This is a genomic window from Bradyrhizobium sp. USDA 326 (assembly GCF_049739485.1).
GTDB lineage: Bacteria > Pseudomonadota > Alphaproteobacteria > Rhizobiales > Xanthobacteraceae > Bradyrhizobium.
In genome coordinates this window covers 1537476-1550726 of record NZ_JBMGQA010000001.1, presented here as the reverse complement: position 1 = coordinate 1550726, position 13251 = coordinate 1537476, and the positions used below count along the sequence as shown (strand labels likewise).

General features: G+C 60.1%; 12 protein-coding genes. 9 read left to right on the top strand and 3 right to left on the bottom strand.

The genetic code is table 11. The features are described from left to right. Positions 1-8: 8 nt before the first annotated feature. Genes trbK-alt through ABIG06_RS07370 form a run of 6 tightly spaced genes read left to right on the top strand, consistent with a single transcriptional unit; the run spans position 9 to position 4903 of the window. Positions 9-329, top strand: a complete 321-nt coding sequence (gene trbK-alt, locus ABIG06_RS07395) for a putative entry exclusion protein TrbK-alt (protein WP_424578151.1) — start codon at positions 9-11, stop codon at positions 327-329. Beyond that, positions 326-1687: a P-type conjugative transfer protein TrbL gene (trbL, locus tag ABIG06_RS07390; RefSeq protein WP_424578150.1), complete on the top strand. Its 1362-nt coding sequence runs from the start codon at positions 326-328 to the stop codon at positions 1685-1687. Before trbK-alt ends, trbL begins: the two co-directional genes overlap by 4 nt. A gap of 3 nt (positions 1688-1690) precedes the next feature. Further along, positions 1691-2380 carry a conjugal transfer protein TrbF gene (gene trbF, locus ABIG06_RS07385; RefSeq protein ID WP_424578149.1) on the top strand — a complete coding sequence of 230 codons (690 nt, stop codon included), beginning with the start codon at positions 1691-1693 and terminating at the stop codon, positions 2378-2380. After that, positions 2377-3456, top strand: coding sequence for a P-type conjugative transfer protein TrbG (trbG, locus tag ABIG06_RS07380; RefSeq protein ID WP_424578570.1), 1080 nt, complete (start codon positions 2377-2379; stop codon positions 3454-3456). The genes trbF and trbG overlap by 4 nt, the downstream gene beginning before the upstream one ends. Next, entirely contained in the window at positions 3447-4649 is a 1203-nt protein-coding gene (locus ABIG06_RS07375) for a TrbI/VirB10 family protein (RefSeq protein WP_424578148.1), read from the top strand. The genes trbG and ABIG06_RS07375 overlap by 10 nt, the downstream gene beginning before the upstream one ends. Then, positions 4646-4903 (top strand): DUF2274 domain-containing protein, encoded by a 258-nt coding sequence (locus ABIG06_RS07370; protein ID WP_424578147.1) that lies wholly within the window; start codon positions 4646-4648, stop codon positions 4901-4903. The genes ABIG06_RS07375 and ABIG06_RS07370 overlap by 4 nt, the downstream gene beginning before the upstream one ends. Here ABIG06_RS07370 and ABIG06_RS07365 read toward each other — a convergent pair. Both ABIG06_RS07365 and ABIG06_RS07360 read right to left on the bottom strand, forming a co-directional pair. Continuing rightward, positions 4867-5778, bottom strand: coding sequence for a LysR family transcriptional regulator (locus ABIG06_RS07365; RefSeq protein ID WP_424578569.1), 912 nt, complete (start codon positions 5776-5778; stop codon positions 4867-4869). The two genes, ABIG06_RS07370 and ABIG06_RS07365, sit on opposite strands and share 37 nt — an antisense overlap. A 1245-nt stretch (positions 5779-7023) precedes the next feature. Next, the gene (locus ABIG06_RS07360) at positions 7024-7305 is read right to left on the bottom strand and encodes a helix-turn-helix domain-containing protein (protein ID WP_424578146.1); all 282 of its coding nucleotides are present in this window, start codon (positions 7303-7305) and stop codon (positions 7024-7026) included. A 536-nt stretch (positions 7306-7841) separates the two neighbouring features. On the opposite strand from ABIG06_RS07360, the gene ABIG06_RS07355 reads away from it, so the two are divergent. The 3 genes from ABIG06_RS07355 (at position 7842) to ABIG06_RS07345 (ending at position 11823) form a co-directional block, all read left to right on the top strand. Continuing rightward, positions 7842-9041, top strand: a complete 1200-nt coding sequence (locus ABIG06_RS07355; protein ID WP_424578145.1) for a pyridoxal phosphate-dependent aminotransferase — start codon at positions 7842-7844, stop codon at positions 9039-9041. 11 nt (positions 9042-9052) lie between these two features. Then, on the top strand, positions 9053-9928 hold the full coding sequence (locus tag ABIG06_RS07350; protein ID WP_424578144.1) for an isocitrate lyase/phosphoenolpyruvate mutase family protein: 876 nt from the start codon (positions 9053-9055) through the stop codon (positions 9926-9928). A 239-nt stretch (positions 9929-10167) separates the two neighbouring features. After that, positions 10168-11823 carry a Na/Pi cotransporter family protein gene (locus tag ABIG06_RS07345; RefSeq protein WP_424578143.1) on the top strand — a complete coding sequence of 552 codons (1656 nt, stop codon included), beginning with the start codon at positions 10168-10170 and terminating at the stop codon, positions 11821-11823. Between the two features lie 122 nt (positions 11824-11945). On the opposite strand, the gene ABIG06_RS07340 is transcribed toward ABIG06_RS07345, so the two are convergent. Continuing rightward, positions 11946-13064 (bottom strand): mandelate racemase/muconate lactonizing enzyme family protein, encoded by a 1119-nt coding sequence (locus ABIG06_RS07340; RefSeq protein ID WP_424578142.1) that lies wholly within the window; start codon positions 13062-13064, stop codon positions 11946-11948. Positions 13065-13251 lie beyond the last annotated feature (187 nt).

Here is a 13251-nt window from a genome sequence, read left to right as displayed (position 1 = left end):
CCTAGGTCATGGAGCGCTCGGATATCCTTCGCGCAGGCGCGATGATCGTCGTGTTCGTGATTTTCCTCGCAGCGCTGCATGTCATCCATCGGCGTCCGGCCGAGCGGCCGGTATCCGACGTCCCCTCTGTCTCCGCTCCCGATGACCTTTCGGCCGAGCTGCTCCGCTGCGCTGAGCTTGGACCCCAGGATGCCGAAGATCCGCACTGCCAGACGGTTTGGAAGGAGAACCGCGCGCGCTTCTTCGGCAGGCCGGCGCGGCCACTTCTGCCGCAGGCGGCGCCGGCCACACCGCCAACGACGAGCGCTCCGCAGGGAGGGAGGCCATGAACAATGTCGGCGTTATCGACACCTTCCTCAATACGTTCACGACCTACATCGATTCAGGTTTCGGCCTGATCAAGGGCGAGGTCACGTATCTGTCGTCGACATTGATCGTCATCGACATCGCGCTCGCCGGCCTGTTCTGGGCCTGGGGCGCAGATGAGGACATCCTCCAAAGGCTGGTGAAGAAGACCCTCTACATCGGCTTCTTCGCCTTCATCATCACCAACTTCACCAAGCTGTCATCCATCATCTTCAATAGCTTCGCAGGCCTCGGCCTGAAGGCCGGCGGCTCGTCGATCTCGTCCGCGGATTTCCTTCGTCCCGGCAGGCTCGCACAGGTTGGGCTCGACGCTGGGCAGCCGCTGCTGGACGCAGCAAGCCAGATGATGGGCTTCACCAGCTTCTTTGCGAACTTCGTCCAGATTGCCGTGCTGATGGTGTCCTGGCTCTTGGTGCTGATCGCCTTTTTCATTCTGGCTGTGCAGCTGTTCGTCACGCTGATCGAGTTTAAGCTGACGACGCTTGCCGGCTTCATCCTCATTCCCTTCGCGCTCTTCAACAAGACGGCCTTTCTCGCGGAGAAGGTGCTCGGCAATGTCGTTGCCTCCGGCGTGAAGGTCATGGTGCTTGCTGTCATCGTCGGCATTGGTACCGGACTCTTCTCCCAGTTCACCACCACCTATGCCGGCGGTCAGCCGACCATTGAGCAAGCGCTCTCTGTCGTGCTGGCAGCGCTCGCGATGCTCGGCCTCGGCATCTTCGGTCCGGGCATCGCCACCGGTCTTGTCTCGGGGGCGCCGCAGCTTGGCGCGGGCGCTGCCGTCGGCACTGGTCTCGCCGTCGTCGGTACGGCGATGGTCGGCGGCGCGGCGTTCGGTTTGGCCGGGAGGGGAGCGATGGCAGCGAGCTCCGGTGCTGCGGCCGCCGCACGTGGTGGTGCCGCGATGGCGGGCGGCATGTCCTCCGCCTACAGCCTCGCATCAGCTGGCCGATCCGGCGCTGGCGGTGTCGTGTCCGGTGTCGGTGGTGCGGGCCGCGCTGTTGCCGGTACGGCGGCAGCTCCCGTCAGACGCGCGACTTCGCAAGCAGCGGGGGCAATGAGGGAGAGCTTCACCTCCGGTGCCCGTGCCGTCATCGCCAACACAGGCGGCTCCTCGACCATGGGGACCATTGGGAGTGGCAAGGCCCCGAACGATGGAGCCGCATCTCCAGCAGCGAGCGAAACCGGCCCGCCCGCCTGGGCCCAACGCGTCAAGCGCAATCAGACCGTCATTCACGGCGCGCAGACCGCCGCCCAAGCCCTCAAATCCGGCGACAGCCATGGCGGCGGCCACTCCGTCGACCTCTCGGGAGGAGAATAATCAATGTCAGTCTTTCGGCGATCGTCCGTCCGCTACGGCCGCACGCCCGAGCCCGAAACCCCCTACCAGCGCGCAGCTCAAGTTTGGGACGAGCGCATCGGCTCCGCCCGCGTGCAGGCCAAGAACTGGCGGCTGATGGCCTTCGGGTCACTGATCCTGTCTTGTGGCCTCGCAGGCGGGCTCGTCTGGCGATCCACCCATGGCACCGTCGTTCCCTGGGTGGTGCAGGTCGACAAGCTCGGCGAGGCACAAGCCGTGGCGCCCGCCGTCGCTGACTACAGGCCAAATGACCCGCAGATAGCCTGGTATCTCGCTCACTTCATCCAGATCGTCCGCTCGCTTCCGGCCGACCCGATCATCGTGCGGCACAACTGGCTGCAGGCTTATGATTTCACGACGACGGCGGGCGCGGCGGCGTTGAACGACTACGCCCGCGCCAATGACCCCTTCGCCAATCTCGGCAAGCAGCAGGTCGCCGTCGACGTCTCCAGCGTCATCCGCGCCTCACCCGACAGTTTTCGCGTGGCCTGGGTCGAGCATCGCTATCAAGACGGGGCGCTCGCTGGCACCACACGTTGGACCGCGATCCTCACCATCGCGATTCAGCCGCCTACCGACGCCGATCGGCTTCGCAAGAATCCACTCGGGATCTACGTCAACGCCATCAACTGGTCAAAGGAGCTGGGACAATGACCCCGCCGATTTTCTCAAAAGCCGGCGGTCCGGCTTCGCTTTTCTTCATCGTTCAGCAAAACCGAAAAGACGGCGATACGTCTTTCCGTAAATCCGCCTTTGCGGCTTTACTGATGTTCGTCTCTGTCCTTGGCGGCTGCGCACACAGTTTCATCCCCCCCGACATCAGTTACGACACCGCGGAGCCGGCGACGCTTACCGCTGATCCGCCGCCGCCAGTCCAGATCGTGGAATTGCCAAAACCGCTGCCGCTGCCTGGGCAGTTGAAACCGCTCGCCGCAAGCAAACGCGTCCCGGAAGCCGCAGATCCGAAGGTTCGCGTCAAGCAGGCCAATGCTGCGGCAAGGGTGCAGCCGGTCCGCAACGGATTCATCAACGCGGTACAGGTCTATCCGTTCTCCGGCGGAGCCCTCTATCAGGTCTATACGGCGCCCGGTCAGATCACCGATGTCGCCCTCCAGGAGGGCGAGCAACTCGTCGGCTCCGGCCCGGTTGCTGCCGGCGACACCGTGCGCTGGATCATCGGCGATACCGAGAGCGGAGCGGGCGCGACCAGGAAGATCCACATCCTGGTCAAGCCGACGCGGCCGGAATTGGTCACCAATCTTGTGATCAACACCGACCGGCGGACCTACCTCCTCGAGCTGCGCTCGACGGAGAAGACCTACATGGCCTCGGTCTCCTGGCAGTATCCCGAGGACCAACTGATTGCTCTTCGGCGGCGAAATGCGGCGGCTGAAACCGCAGCCCCCATTGCGGCCGGGGTCGATCTCGCCGCGATCAACTTCCGCTATGCGATTGAAGGCGACAATCCGGCCTGGCGTCCGCTGCGCGCCTTTGACGACGGGAACAAGGTCTACATCGAATTCCCAAGCGGCATCGTCCAGGGCGAAATGCCGCCGCTGTTCGTCATCGGGCCTGCCGGTGGCTCCGAACTCGTGAACTACCGCGTCAACCGCAACTACTACATCGTCGATCGCCTGTTCGCCGCCGCCGAATTGCGTCTTGGCGACAAGGACAGTGAGCGGCGCGTGCGCATCGTCCGTACCGACGGAAGGCCGCGCTCATGGCAATAGGCAGTGAAGACGAACATCAGGGCAACATCCCGCCTGTTGCGCCGCCCGACCTTCGGCTCCGGGGCGAGCGGCCGCGTGTCACACGGCTCTCGCGCAAGGTTCTTGTAGGCCTCGGCGCAGTGTCTGCCTGCGCGGTCGCGGGAGCACTCGGCTATGCGCTCCAGACTGGCAACAAGCAGCAGACCGGCCAGGAGCTGCTTAGCACCCAGAACAGGCCTTCGGCCGACGGCCTGGCCGCCTTGCCGAGAGACTATACCGGTCTGCCGCGTCAGGCGCCGCCGCTCGGGCCGCCGCTGCCCGGCGACCTCGGCAAGCCGATTCTCAACGCAGGCGCCGCACCAAACACCATGGCAGCGACGTCAGATCCTGAGACGCAGCGCATGGGCCAGGAAATCGAGGCGGCACGGGTCAGCCGCCTCTTTGCCCAAACTGCTCAGCAACCTCAGAGCACCGGCCAACTCGTCCCGAATGCCTCCGCTGCAGCCACGGCCACTCCGGCTGCGACACCGCCCGTCGATGCCGGATCTGCCCAGAACATGCAGGATCGCAAGACGGCCTTCCTCACTGCTGCGACAGACAAGCGCACGGTCAGTCCGGACCGGCTCGAAGCCAAGGCCTCACCTTACGTTGTGCAGGCGGGCACCGTGATTCCGGCCGCGCTCATCACGGGCATTCGTTCCGATCTGCCCGGCCAAGTCACTGCTCAGATCACGGAAGCGGTCTGGGACAGCCCGTCCGGCAAATATCTTCTGATCCCCCAGGGTGCGAAGTTGATAGGTCAGTACGATAGTTCCGTCGCGTTCGGCCAGAGCCGCATCCTCCTGGTCTGGACCCGCATCATCATGCCGGACGGTCACTCGATCGTGCTGGAGCGCCAGCCTGGTGCCGACACCGGTGGCTATGCCGGCCTCGAGGACGAGGTCGACAACCACTGGGGCATGCTGTTCAAGGCCGCCGTCCTCTCGACAATGCTCAGCGTTGGAGCGGAGGCGGGCACGAGCCAGAATGAGAACAACCTCGTCCAAGCGATCCGCAGCGGTGCGTCCAACAGCATTAGCCAGACCGGCCAGCAGATCGTGCAACGCCAGCTCAACATCCAGCCAACGCTAACGATCCGGCCAGGTTTCCCGGTGCGGGTCATCGTGACGCGCGATTTGGTGCTGGCACCCTACGGGAAGGGAGGAACGCCATGACGAAGCTCAAGCTTGGAGCGCTTGAAGACGACAAGCCTGTCAAGCTCACGATCGAGTTGCCTGCGGCGGTCTTCAGGGATCTCAAGAGCTACGCCGAGATTCTGACGCGCAGCGGAGGCGCAACGGTGCCGACCGAGCCTGCCAAATTGGTCGCGCCGATGATCGAGCGTTTCATGGCAACTGATCGCGCGTTTGCCAAGGCTCGGCGAAATGCTGCTCAGCTTGCACCAACAGCAGCGGAAAGATCCGGGTAGCGCTCGCGAAGTAGATCCAAAAACGGACGCAATGACGGATTGCCGTTGGCCTTCCGCCAATAGGCGTGGAAGCTCAGCCGCGTCGGTCCGTTGGCATCATGCACCTCGCGGAAGCTGACACCCGGATAGGATGCGCCAGTCGCACTTTCCAGTGCGAGCAGAATACCCCAGCCCACACCCACCAAAGAGAGAAGCCTGTCGAGCCCCACGTCATGGCGAAGCAGCGTACAAGGATCGGAAGACCCCAATTTGCTGATGAGGAGCTTGAGGAGTTCCGGTCCAGGGCCACGCCGTGACGTCAAAAGCGGTTCGCGCCTCAGTTCGCCCCAGTGAACTACGTCACGGCCAGCCAGCGGATGGTTCGCGGGGAGGGCGGCAACAACACGCTCGCTCCAGAGCAGCAATGACCTGTCGCTCCATTTCGGATTGGGCTCGGCCACGATGGCGACGTCAATGGCGGAGCTGGCGAGGTGCGCAATCAGATGATCGCTCGCTTCGTCGACCATCCGTCGGTCGACTTCGGGATAGCGGTCCCTGTGCTCGAGGAGTGTGGCTCGGAGATTGCCGGCTGAGAGAGAGGTCTGAATGCCGACGGTCAGCCGACCACTCACGCCGCGGGAGCGGCTCCTGAGACGGGCGGTCATTGCCTCAGCTTCGCCTAGAAGACGCCGTGCATCCTCAAGGAAGTCTTGACCCTCCACGGTTGGCCGCGTTCCGCCGTTGGTTCGCTGAAAGAGCTTGCTCCCTAACGTGTGCTCGAGACTTCGCAGGCTGCGACTGAGCGTTGACTGCTTGATTCTGAGCGTCTCTGCCGCTTGGCGTAAGCTTCGGTGCTGGGACGCGGCGATTGCCCAGCGTAGATGTCGAAATTCCACAGGCACTGTTCGAAATCCTATGGCGGGAGAAGTCTAACGTGGCGGCGCGTTGGTAAGCCAATAGGTCGAGATCGCGGCCTCACGAACTCGCACCTTCGATCGTCGCCGAGAAGCCGGCGTTCTGCGACTCCCTTCCTAGCATCTCCACGATGTCGCTACGATCGATGCAGTTGAATTCACAATCGTCAGAACGAGAACGCTCAAATTTCATGTGATTCGCCAGGCCCCACGTGGCAACAGCGTCGCTCACGAAATGAGGCGAGCGCAAATGGGCGAGGCTGGAGCCAAAAAGGTCAGCTCGAACTCATGTTGTGATCAATGAGGCTCGTCCAAAGAGCTGGCCATTTCTGAAGATCCTGCAGCGACCCAGTGTCAGTCTATGGAGGACCAGCGCTCGACCGGTCAGAACCCGCCATCCCTATGGGATGCTGAAGGTGTCGCATCGAGCAAAGGGGCGCTTGTTTGACAGCGATGCGTCGACTGCCTGCCGGAGATTTCCAACGGCAACTCATAACACCATAGCGGCGCTGCCGAGGATCAAAGTTCGGAGTTCGAGGTGTTTCGAGAGACAGCCGTGAACCTGCATCGATCATCGCACATTTACCAAACAAATTGTAGGTAACTAGGATGTGTGCCAGAAAATATGACTATTTTTGGTTGTGTCGGATGGCTTGGCCGTGTCCATCGCTCTGCCTGATGACGTGCCGCGATCTCCGCGCCCGCGTGCTCAATACATATAAACATTCGAGATTACGAAACTTCGCCCCAGTTGGACAAACGCAGTTTGCTCAATGGTAAATCCACTCCGTACAAATCTTTGAAAGAGTTGACGCATTTGTAATATCGAAGCGGTGCGACCGCGCCCGCCCAATGCATCCCGCGGACGTCCATCCGGCTGCTAGTCATCACTCGCTCCCATGCTGCGAACGCGCTCCGATCGTGATTTGAACCCGGCCAGCGCGGGGAGTTCTTTCCGTCATCCATAGAAGAATCGAAATACGTCATCGAACTATTCAATGTATGTTTGGTCGATGAGAGAACCGGCTTTCCAGGCTGCACAGGCGTGGGACGACGCGCATCCTGAACGCGCGCTTGGCCAGTGAAGATGCTTTGCAATCGCTTTCTCACGCGGGACTGCGAAGGAACTGACCGACCTTGCTCAGAACCGTTGGTGTTTTTCGGTCGCGGATGTCCGGAGCCTCAACGAAGGCTCTGCCGCAATCAGCAGGACTTGCACTGACCGAGTTATTTCTTCCTGTGACGTGAACGCGCTTGCTTGCGACCTTTAGGCAAGGTCTTGAAAGCCGTCGCACCTTTGGGCGGCTGAACAAAGAACTCGGACAAATGGACGTCCAGCGTTTCGGCAATGCGCTCGAGAAGATCAATTGTCGGATTCTTCGATTGGCGCTCAAGACCACTCATGTAGGAGCGATCAATCCCGGCCTCGTAAGCCAATATCTCTTGCGAAATACCTCGATCTACGCGGATCCGACGAACATTCCAGGCCACAATCGCACGACTTTTCATGCGCCAACTCCGACAGCACCGCCTTCAGGGGCTAGCCTAATCTCGAAATTCCACCGGCAAGTCGAAGCGCAACCCCCTCTACTCGCATGATTCGGCCAAATACTACGATTCCGAATCGAGTTTGGACCAATCGCAAATTCAACTTGGCAGTGGAATGTCCTTCCGTTAATCGGAAGCAATTTTTCGATCTAAATGGATAGAACCGGGATATCCATTCTGGTGGTCCCATCCTGCGCGAGACTGCCTCAGGACAGTCGCTTGCGCAACGAAGGCAAAGGGACCGTCTCGGAAGGATCCCATTGAGAAAGTTCGTGTCTATGCCAACCTTGCGCTTCCGCAGAAGAAACGAGGAGGAGGCGCATCTTAGGCAACTAATTTAAGGATACGGCGAATGTGACGATGTGTGCAAAAAAACATGAATGCAAATATCTCGACTTTCGATCCAATTATTCAAAAAAACGATAAGCCTGAATGGCCTGACAGGCTGTGAACGAGTACAAAGTATTCGATCCTTCTCTATGTGCGCAGGTGTAGTCTTGTCTCTGCTTGCAGAACGACTGAATGTCGTCCGCCCCTCCGAAACGAAAGCCATGACCGCTCGTGCGGCGGAGCTGCGCGAGCACGGCGTGGATGTCATCACGCTCAGTCAGGGTGAACCGGATTTCAGCACACCCTCCGCCGTGTGCGAAGCCGGCATCCGGGCAATCCGCGACGGGCGGACGAAGTACACGGCGGTTGCCGGAATGATGGCGCTTCGCGAAGCGATCCGCCATAGCTTCAGCCGTGACCATGGACTCAACTACGGTATCGATCAAATCACAGTGGGCTGCGGCGCCAAGCAGGTCGTGTTCAACGCGCTCTTCGCAAGCCTCGATCCTGGCGACGAGGTGATAATACCCACACCATGCTGGGTCTCCTATCCCGATATGGTGGCGCTTGCCGGCGGCAAACCGGTCCTTGTCGACTGCCATGAAGTTGATGGCTTCAAGCTGCGGCCCCAGGCACTGGCGGCGGCTATCACGCCGCGCACAAAGTGGCTGATGCTAAACTCGCCGTGCAATCCGACCGGTGCCGTCTACAGCCGAGACGAGTTGCTCGCGCTCGCCGCCGTGTTGCGCCGCAATCCACACGTCCACTTGCTGTCAGACGACATCTACGAGAAGCTGACCTATAACGTCGACTTTGCCACCATGGCGGCGGTTGCGCCGGACCTCTCTGAGCGTACGTTACTAGTCAACGGCGTGTCTAAGGCCGATGCAATGACCGGCTGGCGCGTCGGCTATGGGGCCGGGCCGCTGGTGCTGATTAAGGCCATGAACCTCATCCAAGGCCAGACCTCCTCACACACAAGCTCAATTTCTCAATATGCGGCCATCGAGGCGTTGTCTGGCGACCGGCACCATGTCAAGGAATTCGCGAGCGCGTTTCGGCAGCGTCGGGACCTCGTCGTCGCTAAGCTGAAACAGGCCGCCGGGCTTTCGTGCCGCGAGCCCGAGGGGGCTTTCTACGTCTTCCCCTCTTGCGTCGGTGTAATTGGCAAGCGCACGCCGGAGGGCAAGGTGATCGAAACCGATACCGATTTCGCGATGTATTTGCTCGAAGCATTCGCCGTGGCCGTCGTGCCCGGCAGCGGCTTTAGGGCTTCCCCTTATATCCGGATTTCCTATGCCTCCTCGGCCGAGGAACTTACTCGGGCCTGCGACCGCATTATCGCGGCCTGCGCGGCTCTGTCCTGAAAGGCGCCCCGATGTTGTCTCCTGCCAAACGCCTCCGTCTCCGCATTGCCGAGACTGGCCTGGTCCACATCATGGCCACTCATAGTCCTCTTTCGGCGATCCTCGCAGAAGAAGCCGGATTTGATGGCCTATGGGCGTCCGGCTTTGAGCTTTCGGCGCTCTACGGCCTGCCTGACATGAGCCTGATATCGATGACACAGCACCTCGACATGATGCGGGCGATCGCAGGGCGCACGACGCTGCCCATCGTCGCCGACATCGACACGGGCTATGGCAACGCGATCAATGTCATTCATGCCATCCGCGAATACGAGCGGTCCGGCGCCAGCGCCGTCGTGATCGAAGACAAGACCTTTCCCAAGGTGACGAGCCTCGCCGCCGATGGCCGTCAGGAGCTTCTTCCTATCGAAGAGTTCCAGAGCAAAATCAGAGCCGCGGTCGCGGCAAGACAAAGTGCTGATTTTATCGTCATTGCCCGCACCGAGGCGCTGATCGCGGGCCTGGGCGAAGACGAAGCCTTAAAGCGAGGCCTGGCCTACGTGGAGGCAGGCGCCGACATGGTCCTGATTCATTCGAAGAAGAAAGATCCCTCCGAAATCGAGAGCTTCTCTCGCTCGTGGAAAGGATCGGTCCCGCTGGTGATCGTGCCAAACGCCTATCCGGAGCTCGACAGCACGCGGATCAAAGCGCTCGGCAACATCAAAATGACGATCTACGGCAATTACGGCATCCGCGCTGCAACCACGGCCATGCAGGATGCTTTCCGGCGGATCATTGCCGATGGCGGCGTGCAGAACGTGCACAAGAGCATTGTCAAGGTGGAAGAGATATTCCGCCTGCAAAACATGGAACAGGTCAAGGCCGACGAAGCGCGCTTCCTCGCGTGAAATCGGCCACTCAAAACATGACCTGGCACGCACATCGATCTACAGGTAGATTGCAGTGACCAATGGTCAAAGACCTTCGCCTCTTAAAGGATTGCGCAAGGAGGGTGAGTTTGGCGCCAACAATTTGCTTGATGAGTTGCAATCTCCCTAAATCGAAGTCGAGTACAATCGGCTCGGTGTCGCCGATCACTTTTTCACTTCGGTTCGGAGCAAAGCGGCCAGCGGTTGGATAAAGGCAGATGCTCGATTTCATCGGCGCTGTAGCCCTTCTGCTTTGGGGTCTTCGCATGGTGAAGACGGGCGTGAGCCGGGCCTTCGGTGCTCGACTTCGCCATTGGATCGCGGTAGGCACGCGCAACCGAGTCGCTGCTTTTAGCATCGGCCTTGTCGTCACGATAGCACTCCAGAGTAGCACTGCTACGGCCTTGATGACGGCATCGTTCGCCAGCAGAGGCTTGGTGGATTCAGTGGTGGCGCAAGCCCTCATGCTGGGCGCTAACGTCGGAACGGGCCTGGCGACCCGCATCCTTGCTTTTGATATTCATTGGCTGGCACCCGCATTGCTCACCGCCGGCTACGTCGTCTTCAATTTTAGCGAAGCCAAGCCGACTAAGGCAATCGCACGAGCTGTGCAGGGGCTCGGACTGATCCTTCAGTCCGTCTATCTTTTTGGCCAAGCCACAGAACCAATGCGCGATTCACAAGTGATCAGGGCGCTGATGGCTTCTCTGGCTACCACGCCGGCCGTGGCCGTCATTGTTGCCGCCGTACTGGCGGTTGCCTCGTCGTCCAGCATGGCCGTCGTACTACTAGTGATGTCCTTGGCAGCAATCGGAACAGTTCAGACTGGACTAGGTATCGCATTGGTTCTTGGCGCCAATCTCGGTAGTGCCGTGCCACCGGCGCTCGCGTCTCTTGCAGATGGTCCGTTGGCTCGCAGGGTGACCTTCGGCAATTTGGCGGTACGGCTCGTGGGTTGTGTTGTAGTCCTGCCGTTCACAAACGAAGCGGCCTCGCTTCTGGCGAGCTTTGACTGGGACCCGACCCAGCGCATCGTCGAAGCCCACATTCTCTTCAACATCGCGCTGGCCGCGTTCATGCTGCCTTTTCTCGCCCCCTTCTCGTGGGCAGTTTGTCGCATATTGCCCGACGTTGATAATGGCGAAGACAGTCCACGACACCTCGACTCCAACATCCTTGATGAACCAGCGTTAGCGCTTACCGCAGCAGCCCGCGAGACGCTGCGCATCGGTGACCGCGTGGCAAAAATGCTCGATACAAGTCTTGAAGCCATGCGCCGGAACGACGCGAAGCGATGCGCTTCAATAGCTGCTATGGACGATGAGGTTGACAAGTTGAATAGCGCGGTGAAGCTCTATCTCGCGAGGCTCAACCGCACAGCTCTGGCCGAAAAGGACGTGCTACGATCCGGTGAGATTGTTTCCTACGCAATCAACCTTGAGCACGCCGGCGATATCGTCGACAAGAACTTGCGGGAACTAATCGAAAAAAAGATCAAGCAACAGCTTTCTTTTTCTGACGAGGGCGCGGCTGAGATCGAGCAGTTCTACAAGGTCACTTCTGAGAACCTTCACCTTGCTCAAACCATCCTCCTTTCGGGAGATGAGCAACTCGCACGCCGGCTCGTTCAATCAAAGCTCGAAATTCGCCGTCTTGAGGAGCGGTCTGCTATGAATCATATTGCCCGCCTCCGTGAGGGACACGTCAAGAGCGTACAGACGAGCTCACTCGACCTGGATGTTCTGCGCGATCTGAAGCGCATCAATGCTCATGTGGCGACCGTCGCCTATCCGATATTAAAGCAAGCCGGCGCGCTGCGAGAAACACGCCTGATTGACGCGCAACGTGTGGAAGACCTGCAGGCCTCTATTTAGCGGATTCAATCGAATCAAATCTCTGTCCCCGCCAGTCGTAACTTCGGCGACAGCCCGCCTGTATTCTAACGGCCTGTCCGGGCCAGGCTGACGCAGAGAGATTGCCACCCGCAAGCGACCCCTCAGATCGCGCGATAGCGCTCCACTGCCGCGCGATCCAGCGTGACCCCGAGACCTGGCGTGTTGGGAGGCCGAACGCCACCATTTCGCAGGAGCCAAGGGTCGTCCAAAATAAGGTCGTCCTCGGCGTAATCGATCAGCGATTGAGACGGACGTGTCACCGCCCTAGAGGCAAGTCCCACATGGCACATGGCCGCCCAGCTGAGGCCGAGCTCCCACATGGCTCGGAGCCAGGTCCCCCGCTTTGCTCGCGCGGCCGCATCCATATAGGCCATCAATTCGGCGACCCCGCCGAAGACGCAGATGTCGGGCACGGTGCTTGCAATATTCGGAAAGGCCCGGACGGTGTCTAGATCGATGCAATGCGTTGACAAAGGAACGCCAAAGGTGCGCGCGAGAATATCGGCCTCGGCGAGGGAGCGCACTGGCTCCTCCACATTGGCGAGGCGCAAGTCGCGCGTCTCGCCCAGGAATCGAGCCGCATTATCGCCATCGTAGCTCATGTTGGCATCGACTGCGATCTCGACCTGATCGCCAACCACCGCCCGCACTGCATGGACGGTCTTGATGTCCACGTCTACGGAAAAACGCGCGATCTTGAATTCAAAATAGTCCGATCCCGTCACCTCGATTGCAGAGACTGCCTGGTCAGCGATGGCCTTCGGGACATCCTTTCCATCGTAACCGGCCTGAGGATCGGGAGGATAGCCCCAAGCGCAGAACAGGGCTTGCTCGCGCGCGGCACCACCGAGCAGTTCGTAAAGTGGCTTGCTCTCTGCCTTGCCGACGAGGTCCCACAGAGCAAGATCAATTGCTGCAAACGCAAGTCGATCACAGTCGCGCTCGGGAAACCCGTAGTCGCTGCGCGCAGAAAGACAGCGCGCTCGAATCGTAGCAAAGTCACGTGCAGAGAGCCCTAAGATGGCCGGCCTGAACCGCTCCATGATGGTCTTGGCTGGCCACAGGGCCCGCGCCTCGCCAACCCCGACGAGACCGTCTGCCGTCTCGATCTCGACGATTGTTCGGTCGATATGAGTCCGTCGGACCCAACGGGCGGTTTCACCGACAATAACGGGCACGAGCACGGGGGTTGCTGTCACACGTTTGATTTGGAGATCCATGGGAGAGCACCTTGCCGCTCGAGCATGCGTCCGCGTTCACGGCGCGGCAAGCGCGTGCACACGCTTAATGTTGAAGTGCAGGCGACGCCCTGTTTCGAAGAGGCGGACACAATGATCCTTACGGGCATAAGAAAGGACGGGGCCAACCGCTTCTACTCATTCTCCGCCTGCCTAACCAACCAGGCTA

Bases quoted from the DNA above. Each gene is read 5' to 3' on its own strand.
- trbK-alt (WP_424578151.1), top strand. From the start codon at position 9: ATGGAGCGCTCGGATATCCTTCGCGCAGGCGCGATGATCGTCGTGTTC.
- trbL (WP_424578150.1), top strand. From the start codon at position 326: ATGAACAATGTCGGCGTTATCGACACCTTCCTCAATACGTTCACGACC.
- trbF (WP_424578149.1), top strand. From the start codon at position 1,691: ATGTCAGTCTTTCGGCGATCGTCCGTCCGCTACGGCCGCACGCCCGAG.
- trbG (WP_424578570.1), top strand. From the start codon at position 2,377: ATGACCCCGCCGATTTTCTCAAAAGCCGGCGGTCCGGCTTCGCTTTTC.
- ABIG06_RS07375 (WP_424578148.1), top strand. From the start codon at position 3,447: ATGGCAATAGGCAGTGAAGACGAACATCAGGGCAACATCCCGCCTGTT.
- ABIG06_RS07370 (WP_424578147.1), top strand. From the start codon at position 4,646: ATGACGAAGCTCAAGCTTGGAGCGCTTGAAGACGACAAGCCTGTCAAG.
- ABIG06_RS07360 (WP_424578146.1), bottom strand. From the start codon at position 7,305: ATGAAAAGTCGTGCGATTGTGGCCTGGAATGTTCGTCGGATCCGCGTA.
- ABIG06_RS07350 (WP_424578144.1), top strand. From the start codon at position 9,053: ATGTTGTCTCCTGCCAAACGCCTCCGTCTCCGCATTGCCGAGACTGGC.
- ABIG06_RS07345 (WP_424578143.1), top strand. From the start codon at position 10,168: ATGCTCGATTTCATCGGCGCTGTAGCCCTTCTGCTTTGGGGTCTTCGC.
- ABIG06_RS07340 (WP_424578142.1), bottom strand. From the start codon at position 13,064: ATGGATCTCCAAATCAAACGTGTGACAGCAACCCCCGTGCTCGTGCCC.